Annotated in this window: 12 protein-coding genes; 6 read left to right on the plus strand and 6 right to left on the minus strand. The window is 72.3% G+C overall.

Annotated elements, in window-relative coordinates:
• Positions 1–33 precede the first annotated feature (33 nt).
• From HD593_RS31220 to HD593_RS31235, 5 genes are all read left to right on the plus strand, one after another.
• On the plus strand, positions 34–1062 hold the full coding sequence (locus HD593_RS31220) for an Rv2578c family radical SAM protein (RefSeq protein ID WP_185105561.1): 1029 nt from the start codon (positions 34–36) through the stop codon (positions 1060–1062).
• A gap of 166 nt (positions 1063–1228) precedes the next feature.
• Complete coding sequence (locus HD593_RS31225) at positions 1229–3136, plus strand: elongation factor G (RefSeq protein ID WP_246546803.1); 1908 nt, start codon at positions 1229–1231, stop codon at positions 3134–3136.
• Positions 3137–3244: 108 nt separating this feature from the next.
• Positions 3245–3367 carry a hypothetical protein gene (locus HD593_RS63650; RefSeq protein ID WP_281402481.1) on the plus strand — a complete coding sequence of 41 codons (123 nt, stop codon included), beginning with the start codon at positions 3245–3247 and terminating at the stop codon, positions 3365–3367.
• An 84-nt stretch (positions 3368–3451) separates the two neighbouring features.
• A complete protein-coding gene (locus tag HD593_RS31230) occupies positions 3452–6589 on the plus strand; it encodes a S41 family peptidase (RefSeq protein WP_185105562.1) in 3138 nt (1045 codons plus the stop codon).
• A 161-nt stretch (positions 6590–6750) separates the two neighbouring features.
• On the plus strand, positions 6751–8037 hold the full coding sequence (locus HD593_RS31235) for a glycosyltransferase family 4 protein (protein WP_312903833.1): 1287 nt from the start codon (positions 6751–6753) through the stop codon (positions 8035–8037).
• A gap of 45 nt (positions 8038–8082) precedes the next feature.
• On the opposite strand, the gene HD593_RS31240 is transcribed toward HD593_RS31235, so the two are convergent.
• From HD593_RS31240 to HD593_RS31260, 5 genes are all read right to left on the minus strand, one after another.
• Positions 8083–9003, minus strand: coding sequence for a S1C family serine protease (locus HD593_RS31240; RefSeq protein WP_185105563.1), 921 nt, complete (start codon positions 9001–9003; stop codon positions 8083–8085).
• Between the two features lie 39 nt (positions 9004–9042).
• Positions 9043–10086: a class I SAM-dependent methyltransferase gene (locus HD593_RS31245; protein ID WP_185105564.1), complete on the minus strand. Its 1044-nt coding sequence runs from the start codon at positions 10084–10086 to the stop codon at positions 9043–9045.
• A gap of 20 nt (positions 10087–10106) precedes the next feature.
• Positions 10107–10913: a class I SAM-dependent methyltransferase gene (locus HD593_RS31250; RefSeq protein WP_246546805.1), complete on the minus strand. Its 807-nt coding sequence runs from the start codon at positions 10911–10913 to the stop codon at positions 10107–10109.
• A gap of 132 nt (positions 10914–11045) precedes the next feature.
• Positions 11046–11402 carry a fluoride efflux transporter CrcB gene (gene crcB / locus HD593_RS31255; protein WP_185105566.1) on the minus strand — a complete coding sequence of 119 codons (357 nt, stop codon included), beginning with the start codon at positions 11400–11402 and terminating at the stop codon, positions 11046–11048.
• Positions 11399–11863, minus strand: coding sequence for a fluoride efflux transporter FluC (locus tag HD593_RS31260; RefSeq protein ID WP_185105567.1), 465 nt, complete (start codon positions 11861–11863; stop codon positions 11399–11401). Before HD593_RS31260 ends, crcB begins: the two co-directional genes overlap by 4 nt.
• A 72-nt stretch (positions 11864–11935) precedes the next feature.
• Between HD593_RS31260 and HD593_RS31265 the strand changes: the two genes are divergently transcribed.
• Positions 11936–12649 carry an HNH endonuclease family protein gene (locus tag HD593_RS31265; protein ID WP_221525079.1) on the plus strand — a complete coding sequence of 238 codons (714 nt, stop codon included), beginning with the start codon at positions 11936–11938 and terminating at the stop codon, positions 12647–12649.
• Here the strand turns inward: HD593_RS31265 and HD593_RS31270 are convergent, their stop codons facing one another.
• Entirely contained in the window at positions 12650–13489 is an 840-nt protein-coding gene (locus HD593_RS31270) for a GDSL-type esterase/lipase family protein (RefSeq protein WP_185105569.1), read from the minus strand. It lies immediately after the preceding gene.
• Positions 13490–13592 lie beyond the last annotated feature (103 nt).

A 13592-nucleotide genomic window follows, 5' to 3' on the forward strand; every position in this document is an offset into this window, starting at 1 on the left:
CGATCAAGCTCGAACGACTGTTCTAATCATGGCATGCGCTGGGACAACCTCCGCCTGACCGCGCCAGGCGGGGCCGATCCGACCGAGCCGCTCTTCGCCCGCGGCGCGGTGACCCGTACGTTCGACACGCCCGAATTCAAGGGGATGACCTTCTACGAGATCCGGGCCAGATCCATCATCAACCGGGTCCCCGGCGCCAGCCGGGTCCCGTTCGACTACACGATCAACCCCTATCGGGGCTGCGGCCACCGCTGTGTTTACTGTTTCGCCAGGAAGACCCACGAATATCTTGACCTGGACGCCGGCGCGGACTTCGACTCCAAGATCGTCGTCAAGGTCAACGCCGCCGAGCTGGCCCGCAAGGAGCTCGCCTCACCCCGCTGGGGCGGCCACCACGTGGCCATGGGCACCAACGTCGACTGCTACCAGCGCGCGGAGGGCCGCTACCAGCTGATGCGCGGCATCCTGACCGCGCTGCGCGACGCCGCCAACCCGTTCTCGATCCTCACCAAGGGCACCCTGATCCTGCGCGACCTCGACCTGCTCACCGAGGCCGCCGACGTCACGGAGGTCGGCGCGAACGTCTCGGTGGGCTTCGTGGACGACGAGCTGTGGCGCGCCGTCGAGCCCGGCACGCCCAACCCGCACCGCCGCCTCGAGACCTGCGCGACCCTCAACGACAACGGCATCGCCTGCGGCGTCCTGATGGCCCCCATCCTGCCCTACCTCACCGACTCCCCCGCTCAGCTCGACCGCACGGTCAAGGAGATCGCCGGCGCCGGCGCCACCCACCTCTCCCCCATCGTGCTGCACCTGCGGCCGGGAGCCCGCGAGTGGTGGCTGAGCTGGCTGTCGCGCGAGCATCCGCGCCTGGTGCCGCGCTACCTGGAGCTGTACGGGCGCGGGGCGTACGCGCCCAAGGCGTACCAGCAACGGATCACCACCCTGGTCAAGGAGCTCGCCGAACGTCACGGGGTGGGCCGCGCCACCCCCGCCATGGCCCGCCGCCTCCCGCCACACAGCCCGTCCCCGCCCCGGCCCGAACAACTGCGCCTCCTCTGACCTCGCGCGACACGCACGGCGCCGAGCGGATAATTCGCTGGCCGGGCGGCAAGGACCGGTGGCAGGATGGCCGGGCACCGTCCGACCACGATCAAGGAGCTTGGGATGCGGCGCCGCCTCGGAATCTCCCAGCACAGCATCCGCACGAGAGTTTCCCGAGGGCTCCTTGATCAAGCACGTCCTGAACATCGGCATCCTCGCGCACGTGGACGCGGGGAAGACCAGCCTCACTGAGCGACTGCTGTTCGAGACCGGCGTCATCGACCGGCTCGGCAGCGTGGACGACGGCAACACCCAGACCGACAGCGGTGAGATCGAACGCCGCCGCGGCATCACCATCCGCACCGCCGTGGCCTCCTTCACCCTGGGCGACCTGCGGGTCAACCTGGTGGACACGCCCGGGCACGCCGACTTCGTGGCCGAGGTCGAGCGCGCGCTCGGCGTGCTGGACGGCGCCGTGCTGGTGCTGTCGGCCGTCGAAGGGGTGCAGCCGCACACCCGGGTCCTGATGAAGACCCTGCGCAGGTTGCGCCTGCCGACGCTGCTCTTCGTGAACAAGATCGATCGGTCGGGGGCGCGGGAGCACGATCTCCTCGCCGACATCCGGCGCCGGCTGGCTCCGTCGTGCGTCCCGCTCAACACCGTGGACGGGATCGGCGGCCGGGCCGCCGTCACCCGGCCGCTCGGCGACCCGTACGCGGCCGCCGAGGTGCTGGCGGAGCGGGACGACGAGCTGCTGGAACTGCTCGTCGACGGCAAGACACCCGACCACGGGACGGTGCGGGCGGCGCTGGCGCGGCAGTGCGGCGATGGCGTGGCGCATCCGGTGCTGTTCGGCTCGGCGATCACCGGGCAGGGGCTGCCCGAGCTGCTCGACGGCGTCGCCGAGCTCTTCCCCGCCGTGCCGCGGATCGCGGAGGAGGGCACGGCGACGGGCACGGCGACGGGCACGGTGTTCGCGATCGAGCGGGCCGCCTCCGGGGAGAAGGTGGCCTATGTACGGCTTCGGGCCGGGGTCCTGCGGGTGCGCGAGCCGCTGACCTTCTACCGCGGGCAGCGGCAGAGCGGCGATGACGGCGGGAATGGGCGGGCCGGTCAGGTGTACGAGGGCCGGTTGACCGCGCTGTCCGTCGCCGGCGCTCCCGGCGAGGCGCAGGCCGTGGCCGGTGACATCGTCAAGGTGTGGGGCGTGCCGGAGGTCCGGGTCGGCGACCGGCTGGGCGAGCCGGGCCCGGCGAGCCAGGCGCACTTCACCCCGCCCGGCCTCGAGACCGTGGTCCGCCCCCGCGTGCCCGGCCAGGAGCCCCGCCTGCACGCCGCGCTCCTCGCGCTCGCCGAGCAGGACCCGCTGATCGGCACCCGTACGCTGGCCGGCGGCGACACCTCGGTCCTGCTCTACGGCGAGGTGCAGAAGGAGGTCATCGGCGAGACCCTGGCCAGGGACTTCGGCGTGGAGGCGGACTTCGAGCCGAGCCGCCCGGTGTACTTCGAACGCCCGGCGGGCACCGGCGAGGCGGTCGAGGAGATCCAGCGCCAGGGCCGCAACGACTTCATGGCCACCGTCGGCCTGCGGGTCGAGCCCGCTCCCAGGGGTTCCGGGGTCGGTTACCGGCTGGAGGTCGATCTCGGGTCGTTGCCGCAGGCCTTTCACCGGGCGATCGAGGAGAGCGTGCGCGCGGCCCTGCGCGAGGGGCCGCACGGCTGGCCGGTGACCGACGTCCTGGTGACGCTGACCAGGACCGGCTACTCCTCGCCGGTCACGGTGGCGGCCGACTTCCGCGGGCGTACGCGGGTCGTGCTGGCGCGGGCGCTGCGCCGGGCGGGCACGGTCGTGTACGAGCCGTGCCACCGCTTCGAGGCGGAGGTGCCGCTGGAGGCGTTCGGCCCGGTCACGGCGCAGCTGGCCGGATGGGGCGGGGTGCTGAGTGAGGCACACAGGCGCGGGGAGGCGTGGGTGCTGGAGGGTGAGATCCCGGCGGCGGCGGTGCACGAGGTCGAGCGGCGGCTGCCCGGGTTGTCGCACGGCGAGGGCGTGTGGTGGTCGGAACCGTCGGGCGACCGGCGACTCAAGTAACCGGTACGAGGCTGAATTTGCGGTATGTCGGGTTTCGGCGCTAGATGGGTATTAAGGGGCTTGGTGTACCAATCAGGTGCATCTCATCCGTTACAGGGGGGATCTCCAATGGCTGACACGAAGAAGAAACCCGCGTCCAAGTCCGGCAAGTCCAAGAAGCAGGCCATCAAGAACAGCAGGCAGGCCAAGGAGACGAAGCGGGAGAGCCGGAAGACCACCGACGAAGGCTGAGGCATCGGCCGCCCGACGGTGATGTGATCGGACGGCCGCGGCCCGCCAAGCGCCCCGGCTGTCCGATCGACCAGTGGAGCTGCCATGTCCGCATACCTGCGCTTCCCCGCCGTCTTCCAGGACGTGGTGGTCTTCGCCGCCGAGGACGACCTGTGGATGGTCTCCGCCCGCGGCGGGCGGGCCTTCCGGCTGACCGCCGGGCAGGCCGAGGCCGGCTACCCGCGCATCTCGCCGCGCGGCGACCAGCTCGCGTTCGTGGGGCGCGAGGAGGGCCCGGAAGAGGTGTACGTGATGCCGTCCGGCGGCGGCGCGGCCCGCAGGGTGACCTTCCACGGCGCCCGCTGCACGGTGACGGGCTGGGACCCGGAGGACCGCATCCTGTACGCCAGCGACCAGTCCCAGCCGTTCGAGGGCCGGGCATGGTTGCACCGGGTGGCGCCGGGCGGGGTGCCGGAGCGGCTGCCGTACGGGCCGGCGAACTCCATCGCGTACGGGCCGGAGAACATGATCGTGCTGGGCCGCAACACCGCCGACCCGGCGCGGTGGAAGCGGTACCGCGGCGGCACCGTCGGGGACCTGTGGATCGACCCGAGCGGCGACGGCGAGTTCAGGCGGCTGATCAGGTTGCCCGGAAATCTGGCCTCGCCGTGCTGGAGCGGCGGCCGGGTGTGCTTCATCTCCGACCACGAGGGCGTCGGCAACGTCTACTCGTGCACTCCCGACGGCCAGGACCTGCGCAAGCACACCCACCACGACGACTACTACGCCCGCAACCTGTCCGGCGACGGCCACCGGCTGGTCTACCACGCGGGCGCGGACCTCTACCTGCTGGAGCGCGGCGAGCGGCCGCGGCGGCTGGAGGTGCAGCTGGCCAGCTCCAGGACGCAGCGCAACCGCAGGTTCGTCGAGGCCGCCGACTACCTCGACAGCGCCACGCTCAGCCCCGACGGCAGCGCGCTGGCGATCACGGCGCGCGGCAAGGCGTACGCGATGGCGAACTGGGAGGGCCCGGTACGCCAGCACGGCTCCCCTGACGGCGTCCGCTACCGCTTCCTGACCTGGCTGAACGACGGCGTACGGCTCATCGCGGCCGCCAGCGACGACGGCGACGAGGAGAAGCTGGTCGTGCTGGAGGGCGGCGAGGGCGGCCCCGGCACGGAGGTGGCCCGCCTGGGACGGATCAACGAGCTGGTGCCCGACCCCGCCCACGACCGGGTCGCGGTCGTCAACCACCGCCACGAGCTGCACCTGCTCGACCTGGAGAGCGGGCGGGCCGAGCTGGTGGAGGCGAACCCGCACGGCCCGCCCGAGGACCCCGCCTGGTCGCACGACGGCTCGTGGCTGGCGTACGCGAGCCCGCTCAACGCCCAGACCACCGCGATCAAGCTGCACCACCCCGAGACGGGCCGGACGGCGCAGGCCAGCGAGCCGGTGCTCAAGGACTCGATGCCGGCCTTCGACCCGCTCGGCAGGTACCTGTACTTCATCGGCCAGCGCGCCTTCTCCCCCGTCTACGACCAGCTCCAGTTCGACCTGGGTTTCCCCCTGGGCACCCGCCCGTACGCGGTGGCGCTGCGCGCGGACGTGCCGGACCCGTTCGTGCCCCGCCCGCGCCCGCTGGAGGAGAAGGACGACGACGAGGACGACGACGAGGAGGAGGAGGAGGGGGAGGAGGACGAGGAGCCGCTGCGCGTGGACGTGGACGGCCTGGCCCGCAGGGTCACCGCGTTCCCGCTGCCGGAGGGCCGCTACGAGCAGGTGGCGGGGCTGAAGGGCAAGGCGCTGATCCTGACCAGCCCGCTGCACGGGGACGACACGCTGCACCTGTTCGACTTCGCCAAGGGCGAGAGCGAGACGTTCGCCGACGGGGTGAGCGCGTTCGAGCTGGGGCGCGACCACAAGACGCTGCTGTACCGGGCGGGCAGCCGGCTGCGCGTGGTGAAGGCGGGCGAGGTGCCGGGCGAGGAGGAGGCGCCGGGGCGGCAGAGCGGGTGGGTGGACCTGTCGCGCATCAAGGTGTCGGTGTGCCCGGAGGTGGAGTGGCGGCAGATGTTCAGGGAGGCGTGGCGGCTGCAGCGGGAGAACTTCTGGACCGAGGACATGGCGGGGGTCGACTGGCCGGCCGTGTACGACCGGTACCGGCCGCTGGTGGAGCGGGTGACGAGCCGGGGCGAGTTCTCCGACCTGCTGTGGGAGCTGCACGGCGAGCTGGCCACCAGCCACGCGTACGAGAGCGGCGGCGAGTACCGCCCGGGCCCCGACTACAGCCAGGGCAAGCTGGGCGTGGACTGGCGGCTGAGCGACGGCGTTTACCACATCGCCGCCGTCGTGACGGGCGATCCGTGGGATCCGCAGGCGACCTCGCCGCTCAACCGGGTGGGGCTGGACGTCCGTACGGGTGACGCCGTGCTCGCCATCAACGGCGCGCCCATCGGCGTGGGGACGGCCACCCCGAACGAGCGCCTGGTCAACCAGGCCGGCGAGGAGGTCGAGCTGACGCTGCGGCGCGAGGAACGCGTCTTCACCGTCACCGTCAAGGCTCTGGCCGACGAGCAGCCCGCCCGCTACCGCGACTGGGTGAACCTCAACCGTGCCCAGTGCCACCAGCGCTCCGGCGGCCGGATCGGCTACCTGCACGTGCCCGACATGGGGCCCGACGGGTTCGGGGAGTTCCACCGGGGGTTCCTGGCCGAGTACGACCGGCACGCGCTCATCGTGGACGTGCGCTTCAACGGCGGCGGCCACGTGTCGTCGCTGCTGCTGCAGAAGCTGGCCAGGCGGCGGCTCGGCTACGACTACCCGCGGTGGGGCGATCCGGAGCCGTACCCGCCGGAGTCGCCGCGCGGCCCGCTGGTGGCGATCACGAACGAGTGGGCGGGCTCCGACGGCGACATCTTCAGCCACACCTTCAAGCTGCTGAGGCTGGGCCCGCTGGTCGGCAAGCGCACGTGGGGCGGCGTGATCGGCATCTGGCCGCGGCACACGCTCGCCGACGGGACGGTGACCACGCAGCCGGAGTTCTCCTTCGCCTTCGACGACGTCGGCTGGCAGGTGGAGAACTACGGCACCGATCCCGACATCGAGGTGGACATCACCCCGCAGGATTACGCCAGAGGCGTGGACACGCAGCTCGAGCGGGCCATCGACGTCGCGCTGGAGCTGCTGGCCGAGCGCCCGCCGCACACTCCCGACCCCCGGCACCGGCCGCGCATGCAACCTTAATGACCTTTATGGCGTCTAAAGATCATAGGTGGGGAAAGTGCATCGGGGATGAACAGAGTGCACTCCGCCGACGGAGAGACATCGGCCGGTGGTGAGGCAACCGTTCTCACCACCGGCCACGTGTGTTGAGACTGTTTCCGCGACCAAGGGGGATATGTCAGGTGCGCGCACTGGCACGCAAGGGCAAGTCGGCGATGCGACGGCTCTATCGGGGATACAACCGGCGCAAGGCGAGCAGCGCGCCGCCTCCCTCGACGCAGCGGGTGAGCATCCTGCTCCTGCACGCCCACGGGATGGGCGGGACGATCAGAACGGTGTTCAACCTGGCCAGTTACCTGGCCGAGCGGCACGAGGTGGAGATCGTCAGCATCCTGAAGGAGGCGGAGGAGCCGTTCTTCCCGATCGATCCGCGCGTGCGGTTCCGCTTCCTGGACGACCGGATCGACCCGGGCCACGACCCCGTGCGGGCGATGTTGTCGAAGCTGCCGAGCAGGCTCATCCCGAAGGAGGAGTCGGCCTACCACCGCTTCAACCTCTGGACCGACCTCAGGCTGGCCCGCTTCATCCGCTCGCTGGACACCGGCGTGCTGATGGCCACCCGCCCGGGGCTCAACCTCGCGATGGCCCAGTTAGCCCAGCCCGGCGTGATCACGATCGGGCAGGAGCACGTGGCCCTGCGCACCCAGCCGGAGCCCGTCCAGGAGCTGATCAAGTGGCGTTACCGCCGCCTGGACGCGCTGGTCACGCTCACCAAGGCCGATCTGCGCGACTACCGCGAGACGCTGCCGAAGAAGCCGCGCAAGCTGGCGCGCATCCCGAACGCGGTGCCGCCGATGGCGGGCGGGCCGTCCAAGCTCGACGCCAAGGTGGCCGTGGCGGTCGGCAGGATGACCCGGATCAAGGGCTTCCACCGGCTGATCACCGCCTGGGAGACGGTCGCCGCCGCGCACCCCGACTGGAAGCTGCGCATCTTCGGCGCCGGGCCGCAGGAGGAGAACCTGCGCCAGCAGATCGTGGAGGCGGGCCTGGAGGGCAAGGTCGAGCTGCCGGGGCCCACCACCGACGTGGGCGCGGAGCTGGAGAAGGCGTCGATCTACGTGCTCAGCTCGCGGCACGAGGGCTTCCCCATGACGATCCTGGAGGCCATGGCCAAGGGGCTGGCCATCGTCAGCTTCAACAGCCCGCACGGGCCGAAGGAGATGATCACCGACGAGGTGGACGGGCTGCTGGTCAAGCCGCGTACCAACGCCAACCTCGCGCAGTCGATCATCCGGGTCATCGAGGACGAGCCGCTGCGCCGTAGCCTGGCCGCGCGGGCGCTGGAGACGGCCCGCACGTACGACGTGGACGTCGTCGGGCAGCAGTGGGACGCGCTGCTCGCCGACCTGCTGGCCCGCCGCGACGCCAAGACCCGCCCGGCCGCCATGCCCGAGCCCCCGTGCCCGTAGAACCGGACGCCCCCGAGCCCTCGTGCCCGTGGAACGCGGTGACTGTCACACCCCGGTGCCGGTGAGCTCCACCGGCTCGGCGATGACGTCCACGAGCGCGCCGTTGCGGTAGACGGTGATGGGCAGCGGCCGGCCGATCGCCTCGGCGAACATCAGCCGCTGCAGGCTCTGCGCGTCGGCCACCGGGCTGCGGCCGGCGCTGAGCACCAGGTCACCGGCGCGCAGCCCGGCCCGGTGCGCGGGCGAGCCCGGGACCACCTCGACCACGCGCAGCGCGCCGCTCTGGCCGGTGCGCCGCCGCACGTCCTCGGGCAGCGGCGCCGGCGAGGTCACCAGCCCGAGGAACGCCCGCCGGACCCGGCCGTCCCTGATCAGGGCCGCGATGATGGAGCGGGTCGTGCCGTTCATCGGCACGGCCAGCCCCACCCCGATCCCGGCCACGGCCGTGTTGATCCCGACCACCCGCGCCCGGGAGTCGGCCAGCGCCCCGCCGGAGTTGCCGGGGTTGAGCGCGGCGTCGGTCTGGATGACGTCCTCGATCAGCCGCATGCTGGGGCCGCTGCGTGCGGGCAGCGACCGCCCGAGCCCGGACACCACTCCGGCGGTGACCGAGCCGGTCAGCCCGAGCGGGTTCCCCACGGCCACGACGAGCTGCCCGACCATGAGGCCGTCGCTGTCGCCCAGCTCGGCGGGCGGCGGCGTGGCCGCCTGCGCCCTGATCACGGCCAGGTCCGACAGCGGGTCCCGCCCGATCACCTGGAACTCGCCGGACGACCCGTCGGCGAACGCCACGGTGCCCGACCGGGCGGAGCCGACCACGTGCGCGTTGGTCAGCAGGAACCCGTCGGCGGTGAACACCACCGCGGACCCGCTGCCCTGACGGGTCCGCACGCTCGCCACCTTCGGCAGCAGCTCGGCCGCCACGGACGACACGACCTGGGAGTAGGCGTCGAGGGGGTCCGCCATGGAGTCCTCCAGATGATTACTTACTTACACATTAACTCCTCATGGCCGTGCCTCGTAGACGATGTTGAACGGGGTCTCCGCCACCCGGCGGAACCGGCCGAACCCGGCCTCGGCCGCCAGCCGCCGGATCGGCTCCTCGCCCGCCTGGGCGCCGAGGGCGTAGCCGCCCTCCTGCGACAGCGCGTTGGGCACGCACAGGAACGCCGAGAACGCGTAGTAGGCGCGGCCCACCGGGTTGAGGTTCTCGCTCACCGACCCGCCCGCCGCCGGCTCCACGATCATCCAGGTGCCGTCGCCGGAGAGCTGCTCGCGCACCTGCCGGGCGGCGCCGAGCGGGTCGCCCATGTCGTGCAGCGCGTCGAACGTGGTCACCAGGTCGTACGGCCCGCCGCCGAAGTCCTGCGCGCTGCCGACCCGGAACTCGACCTGGTCGCCGAGCCCGAGCGCCTTCGCCCGCTCGCGGGCCTGCTCGACGGACGCGCCGTGGTAGTCCCAGCCGACGAAGGTCGAGGACGGGAAGGCCCGCGCCATGAGCGTGGTGGACGCGCCGTGCCCGCATCCGACGTCGGCGACCCGGATCCCCTCGCGCAGCCCCTGTTCCACGCCGTCGAGCGCGGGCAGCCAGGAGCTGACGAGGTTGGCGGTGTAGCCGAACCGGAAGAAGCGCTCGCAGCCGGAGAACACGTCCGCGTCGTGCTCGTGCCAGCCGAGCCCCTTCCCGGTGCGGAACGCCTCGGTGATCCGCGGCTCCGCCTTCAGTGCGCCGATGGCGAGCTGGAAGCCGCCGAGCACGGGCCCGTCCGGGTCGGTGAGCGCGTACGCCTGCTCCTCGGTCAGGGAGTAGCGGCCCGTCGCGGCGTCGTACTCGACGTAGCCGCCCGCGGCCTGGCCGCGCAGCCACTCCTCGACGTAGCGCGGCGCGGTGCCGGTGCGGTCGGCGAGCTCCTGCGGCAGTTGCGGCTCCTTCGCGAGCGCCCGGTAGAGGCCGAGCTTGTCGCCGATCACGACGCCGCCCGCCGCCATGGTGGCGCCGACGTCGTTGACGAACTTGCCGAGGAACTCCATGAGTCGTGCTTCGTTCATCGTCCTGATTCCCCTGTCTTTCATCGGTGTGTTCGGTGCCGGACGGTGCCGCGGACCGCCCAGGCCCTGGCCGTCAGCGGGATGGAGCCGTCCGGGGCGGCGGGCAGGCGGGCGCGCAGCGACTCGCGCAGGGCGCGCCGTTGTTCCTCGGTGACGGAGGTGACGTACCCGGGCGCCGGCCCCTGACCACCCAGGAACGGCCGCCAGTAGTCGTCGAACCCGGCGAACGTGGTGACCGTCGCGAGGCCCCGGACCGTCACGCCCTCCAGGCCGGCCTCCGCCCACAGCGCGCGCAGGCCGTCCGGCCGGCACAGCGGGAACCGCCGCCCCTCGTCCAGCTCGGCCGCGGCCGGATCGAGCGCGACGGCGGCGTCCCAGAAGTGCCGGATCATCCCCATCTCGCCGGCGTAGTCCCAGACGTAGGCGGCGACGACGCCGCCCCGCGCGGCGACCCTGACCTGCTCGGCCACCGCGCGCCCCGGATCGGGCACGAAGTTGAGCGCCAGCCCGCTGACCACGGCGTCGAACCGGCCCGCCGGCAGCGGCAGCGCCCGCATGTCGCCGGCGCGGAACCCGGCGCGGGCGTCGGTGACGCGGGCCCGGGCGCCGGCCAGGAACCCTTCTGAGGTGTCCACGCCGAGGACCTCGGCGGGCTCCGCCACCTCCAGGATCGCCGCGGTCAGCGCTCCCGTGCCGCACCCCGCGTCCAGCCATCGCGCGCCGCCCGGCAGGTCCAGCCAGCGCACGAAGGCCTTCGCGACAGGGCGGCTCCACCGGCCGACGTACGCCTCGTAGGCGTCGCCGGCGGTCCAGACTTCCGTGACCATCCCGCCTCCTCCCCCATGAGGCGTGACATTCCGTTCCATCGCGCTGGGAAACGAACTCCCGAGCTTCGGGACCCGGCTGCCGCGTGCCGAGCCGCTGTGGTCCGCGCAGGCGTTCCGCTCAGCGCCCGCGCTTCACACCGCCTGGGCCAGCGCCGCCCCGCAGTACGCCGCTCCCAGCCCGGCCACCACGCTGGCCACCGCGTTGGCGACCGCGTGGAAGCGGGCGCCCTCCTCCACCAGCCGCACCGTCTCGTACCCCATGGTCGAGTACGTCGTCAGCGCCCCGCAGAACCCCGTGCCCGCCAGCGCCCACACCGCACCCCCGGCCGGCAGCGCGGCCAGGAAGCCCAGCAGCGCCGACCCGGCGACGTTGACCGCCAGCGTCCCCCACGGGAACACGGTGTCGTGGCGCGCCTGCACGGCCCGGTCCGCGAGGTAGCGCAGCGGCGCCCCCACGGCGGCCCCCAGCACGATGAGCAGCACCGTCACCGCTTGCCCGCCCCCGCCACGGCGGCGACGCGCCGGGTCAGCCACATGCCGGCGGCCACCGCCGCGAGCGCCGCGAGCATCGTGGCGGCCAGGTAGACCAGCCCCGTCACCGGCGCGCCCGCGGCGACCGCCCGCTGCACCTCCACCACGTACGTCGAGAACGTCGTGTACCCGCCCAGCACCCCCACCCCCAGGAACGGCCGCACCAGCCGGTGGGCCTGCCGCACCTCGGTGATCACCACCATGAGCACCCCGATGAGCAGGCAGCCCGACACGTTGACCAGGAACGTCGCCCACGGGAACCCGGCGGGCCCGGACGGCAGCGCGGTCTGCGCGCCGTACCTGGCCAGGGCGCCGAGCGCGCCGCCGGCGGCGATCGCGGCCAGCACCGGCCAGTGCAGCTCGGCCCGCTGCGCCGGCACGTGCAGGTCGACGTCCGGGTCGACGGGACGATCAGTCACACAACCCTCCCCGTGTCAGAACAGGTGATACCGGGAATTTCTCTAGACAACCTGGAGCTCATGGAGGCGTGCTTGAGCACCAAGGACGCGGTCGCGGTCCTCGCTGGAGCCATCATCGTCGTTTCCTTCATCGGCAGCGCCAAGACCCCGCCGGCGACGGCGGCCAGCCCTCTGGGCAACGTCAGCGGCACCCTGCCGGGCCTGGCCCCCATCATCTCCGACGCCGACAAGGCCGAGGCGCGGGGGCTCATCAAGCGGCTGCGGGTGAAGGGGTTCGGCCCCAACACCGGCTACACGCGCACCCGGTACGGGGAGAACTGGGCCGACAGCGCGAGCGGGGTGCCGTACGCGCGCAACGGCTGCCGTACCCGTGACGACCTGCTGGCCCGCGACGGGCAGAACGTGAAGTTCAGGGCCGGGTCGAGCTGCGAGGTCGTGTCGATGGAGCTGACCGACCCCTACACCGGGCGGCTGATCCACTGGCACAAGGACAACGCCGACGAGGTGCAGGTCGACCACGTGGTGCCGCTGAACTACGGGTGGCGGATGGGCGCGCCGCGGTGGCCGATGTCCAAGCGGCTGGACTTCGCCAACGACCCGCTCAACCTGCTGCCCGTGGACGGCGACGCCAACGAGCAGAAGGACGCCTCGGGCCCGGCGAGCTGGCTGCCGCCCCGGCGGGCCGTGCGGTGCGCCTACGTCACCCGATGGGCCCAGGTGGCGCTCAAGTACGACGTCCCCGTGACCTCGGCCGACAAGAAGACCATGCTCGCGCAGTGCCGGTAGCTATCGCGGATCGAGCCAGGTGAAGCCGCGCGCGTAGGTCCGCTCGGCCAGGACCCGCTGCCCGGCGGTGTTGGGGTGGAAGTAGTCCCACTTGCTGACATGGTCGAGGGTGAACGGGTAGGAGAACACCGCTCCCCCGTCGGTACGGCAGTCAGGGCCGTACGCGGCGCAGGCCGCGGCGGCGGCGCGGTTGTAGGCGATCACCCGGGCCCGCACCCTGGCCCGGCGCTGCTCGTCGGCGCGCCGGGTAGAGGTGGGCGCGGCCAGCATGGACTGGCAGATGCGGCCGGCCCCCCAGAACGTGCGGGCCAGCGCGTTGCCCTTGCCGACCTGCCACAACCGCCGCACGTCGGGGACGCTGGCGATGAGCACCCTGGCCCCCGGCACGCCGGAGCGCAGCTCGGCCAGCGCCGCGTCCAGGCGCCGCCGGTAGGTGCCGACAGGGGTCATCGACTGCTCGGTACGGGTGCAGGCGTCCTGGGCGCCTATGAGAATCGTCACGTAGTCGGCCTTGGCGGCGACCGCCTTCCTCATCTGGCCGAGCAGGTCGGCGCTGGTGGCACCGGGGGCGGCGAAGTTGAGGTTGTGTTCCTGGAGCGTTCCAGACAGCTTGGCGAGGCGGGCGTAGTGGCTGCTCACCTCGCCGCTGTCGCCGGTCGACCAGGAGCGGGCGGTGCAGGAGACGTACCAGCCGCAGGCGTTGAAGCCGGTGGAGATGGAGTCACCGAGCGCGGCCATGACTCCGGGGACGGGCTGGGCGGAGGAGGCGGCGGCGGGGAGAGTGCCCGAAGCGGCGAGTACGACGGCGGCGGCCAGGACGGGCCCCAGGCGAGCGATCATGGGCTCCAAGTTAGGGAGCCGATCAACGGCCCACCATCGCCTCGGGGCAAGGTCTGCCAGTTCAGGACCCACTTCATATCGCCGCTTGACAGACCGGACCGGA

It is taken from the genome of Nonomuraea rubra (assembly GCF_014207985.1).
Lineage (GTDB): Bacteria > Actinomycetota > Actinomycetes > Streptosporangiales > Streptosporangiaceae > Nonomuraea > Nonomuraea rubra.

Bases quoted from the DNA above. Each gene is read 5' to 3' on its own strand.
- HD593_RS31220 (WP_185105561.1), top strand. From the start codon at position 34: ATGCGCTGGGACAACCTCCGCCTGACCGCGCCAGGCGGGGCCGATCCG.
- HD593_RS63650 (WP_281402481.1), top strand. From the start codon at position 3,245: ATGGCTGACACGAAGAAGAAACCCGCGTCCAAGTCCGGCAAGTCCAAG.
- HD593_RS31230 (WP_185105562.1), top strand. From the start codon at position 3,452: ATGTCCGCATACCTGCGCTTCCCCGCCGTCTTCCAGGACGTGGTGGTC.
- HD593_RS31240 (WP_185105563.1), bottom strand. From the start codon at position 9,003: ATGGCGGACCCCCTCGACGCCTACTCCCAGGTCGTGTCGTCCGTGGCG.
- HD593_RS31245 (WP_185105564.1), bottom strand. From the start codon at position 10,086: ATGAACGAAGCACGACTCATGGAGTTCCTCGGCAAGTTCGTCAACGAC.
- HD593_RS31250 (WP_246546805.1), bottom strand. From the start codon at position 10,913: ATGGTCACGGAAGTCTGGACCGCCGGCGACGCCTACGAGGCGTACGTC.
- HD593_RS31270 (WP_185105569.1), bottom strand. From the start codon at position 13,489: ATGATCGCTCGCCTGGGGCCCGTCCTGGCCGCCGCCGTCGTACTCGCC.